4 protein-coding genes are annotated in these 2,792 nt (G+C 63.3%); all 4 read left to right on the top strand.

The window, feature by feature from the left end:
• Window positions 1-1,167, top strand: a 1,167-nt coding sequence (locus tag HX846_RS23890; RefSeq protein WP_178966211.1) for a glutamate-5-semialdehyde dehydrogenase, incomplete at its 5' end; no start/stop codon positions are given.
• A complete protein-coding gene (nadD, locus tag HX846_RS23885; RefSeq protein ID WP_003215431.1) occupies window positions 1,167-1,811 on the top strand; it encodes a nicotinate-nucleotide adenylyltransferase in 645 nt (214 codons plus the stop codon). The genes HX846_RS23890 and nadD, both read left to right, overlap by 1 nt.
• 69 nt (window positions 1,812-1,880) lie before the next feature.
• Window positions 1,881-2,375 (top strand): ribosome silencing factor, encoded by a 495-nt coding sequence (rsfS, locus tag HX846_RS23880; protein ID WP_003215432.1) that lies wholly within the window; start codon window positions 1,881-1,883, stop codon window positions 2,373-2,375.
• 9 nt (window positions 2,376-2,384) lie between these two features.
• On the top strand, window positions 2,385-2,792 hold a 408-nt coding region (gene rlmH / locus HX846_RS23875), incomplete at its 3' end, for a 23S rRNA (pseudouridine(1915)-N(3))-methyltransferase RlmH (RefSeq protein ID WP_178966210.1).

Here is a 2,792-nt window from a genome sequence, read left to right as displayed (position 1 = left end):
GCCTTGCTGGCGGCCGCCGACGCTCTGGATGCTTCGCGCTCCGAGCTGAGCGCCGCCAATGAACAGGATTTGGCCAACGGTCGCGCCAATGGCCTGGAGCCTGCATTGCTGGATCGCCTGGCGCTGACGCCGGCGCGGATCGACGACATGATCGAAGGCTTGCGTCAGGTGGCCAAGCTGCCTGACCCCATCGGTGAAATCCGCGACATGCGCTACCTGCCCTCCGGCATTCAAGTCGGCAAGATGCGCGTGCCCCTGGGCGTGATCGGCATCATCTATGAGTCGCGCCCGAACGTGACCATCGACGCCGCGAGCCTGTGCCTCAAGTCGGGCAACGCCACCATCCTGCGGGGCGGTTCCGAGGCCATCAATTCCAACCGTGCCATCGCCGCGTGCATTCAGCAGGGCCTGGCCGTGGCCGAGCTGCCCGCCGAAGTGGTGCAGGTGGTCGAGACCACTGACCGCGCTGCCGTTGGCGCACTGATCACCATGCCTGAATTCGTCGACGTGATCGTGCCACGGGGTGGCAAGAGCCTGATCGAACGCGTGAGCCGTGATGCCAAGGTGCCAGTTATCAAGCACCTGGACGGCGTCTGCCACGTGTTCATCGACATCGCAGCTGACCTCGACAAGGCGATCCGCATCGCCGACAACGCCAAGACTCACCGCTACGCCCCGTGCAACACCATGGAAACCCTGCTGGTGCACGTCGGCATTGCCGATCGCGTGCTGCCGCCGCTGGCTGCCATCTACCGCGACAAGGGCGTTGAACTGCGTGGTTGCGAGCGTACCCGGGCGATCCTCGGCAGCGACGTGATCGAGGCCACCGAGCAGGACTGGTACACCGAATACACGGCGCCGATCCTGTCGATCCGCATCGTCGACGACCTGGACCAGGCCATCGAACACATCAATCAATACGGCTCCAAGCACACCGACGCCATTGTCACCGAGCATTTCAGCGATGCCCGGCGTTTCCTCAACGAAGTGGATTCCGCTTCGGTGATGGTCAACGCCTCGACGCGCTTTGCCGATGGCTTCGAGTACGGCCTGGGGGCGGAGATCGGTATCTCCACCGACAAGCTCCACGCACGCGGCCCGGTTGGCCTGGAAGGGCTGACCAGCGAGAAGTACGTGGTGTTCGGTGACGGTCATGTGCGCACTTGATGGGTAAACGCATCGGGCTGCTCGGCGGCACCTTCGACCCCGTGCACATCGGCCATTTGCGCAGTGCACTGGAAGTCGCGGACGCCCTCGGGCTGGATGAACTGCGCCTGGCACCGAATGCCCGGCCGCCCCATCGCGATACGCCGCAGGTGTCTGCGCAGCAGCGCCTGGAGATGGTCCGCCTCGCTGTGGCCGGCATTGCACCGCTGGTGGTGGACGACCGCGAACTCAAGCGCGACAAACCGTCCTACACTGTCGACACCCTGGAACTGATGCGGGCCGAGTTGGCCGCGGATGACCAGTTATTTCTACTTTTGGGCTGGGACGCGTTTTGCGGCCTGCCCACTTGGCACCGCTGGGAAGAGTTGCTCCAGCATTGCCACATCCTGGTGCTGCAACGCCCGGATGCCGACGCAGAATCGCCGGATGCCTTGCGCAACCTGCTGGCGGCGCGGTCGGTAAGTGACCCTTTGGCCCTGACCGGGCCGAGCGGGAATATTGCATTCGTCTGGCAAACCCCGCTTGCGGTGTCTGCCACCCAGATCCGTCAACTGCTGGCCAGCGGGAAGTCGGTACGTTTCCTGGTGCCTGACGCGGTCCTGGCCTACATCGATGCGCACGGGCTTTACCGTGCGTCGAACTGAAAAGGCGCGCTTGAACGCACGAACAGTCGTGCAGCGAGCGCCCGAACATACGAGCAAAACGAGTTTTATATGACGAACAAAGACGTAAGCAAAGTTAAGCGCAAAGGCACGTTCAAGAGCGCTCCTCTGCCAGTAGAAGCCCACACCGGCCCTGAGCTGGCCGGCGAAGAGCTGGTGAAGGTTGCCGTGGCTGCCCTGGAAGACGTGAAGGCCCAGGACATCCAGGTCCTGGACGTGCGCGACAAGCAGAGCATCACCGACTTCATGATCATCGCCACCGGTACCTCCAACCGCCAGATCGGCGCGATGCTGGACAAGGTTCGCGAAGCGGTCAAAGCCCAGGGCGTCAAGCCATTGGGTGAAGAAGGCAAGGGCGACAGCGACTGGGTACTGCTGGACATGGACGACGTGATCGTTCACATGATGACCAGCAACGCCCGTCAGTTCTACGACCTGGAGCGTCTGTGGAAAGGCGCCGAGCAGAGCCGTGCCGCCGATGGCAAGCACCACAGCCCTGAAGTCGGCCACGCGCACTTCGACAAGCTCAACAAAGACCAGGAATAAGGAACGGCTGTGCGCCTGCGTCTGATCGCTGTCGGTTCACGCATGCCCAAGTGGGTGGAAGAAGGCTGGCATGAATATGCCAAGCGCCTGCCATCCGAATTGGCGCTGGAACTGGTGGAAATACCGCTCAATACCCGGGGCAAGAACGCCGACGTGGCCCGCTTTATCCGTCAGGAAGGCGAAGCCATGCTGGCCAAGGTCGGGCCCAACGAGCGGATCGTGACCCTCGAAGTGCACGGCAAGCCCTGGAGCACCGAGCAGTTGGCGGTGGAACTGGATCGCTGGCGCCTGGATTCGCGCACGGTCAACTTCATGGTCGGCGGCCCCGAGGGGCTGGCGCCGGAAGTGTGCGCGCGTGCGGACCAGCGCTGGTCGCTGTCGCCCCTGACACTGCCGCACCCGCTGGGAAGAATTCTG

It is taken from the genome of Pseudomonas sp. K5002 (genome assembly GCF_013386655.1).
Classification (GTDB): domain Bacteria; phylum Pseudomonadota; class Gammaproteobacteria; order Pseudomonadales; family Pseudomonadaceae; genus Aquipseudomonas.
The sequence above is the reverse complement of the archived record's forward strand: the minus strand, read 5'-3'. Positions and strand labels throughout refer to the sequence as shown.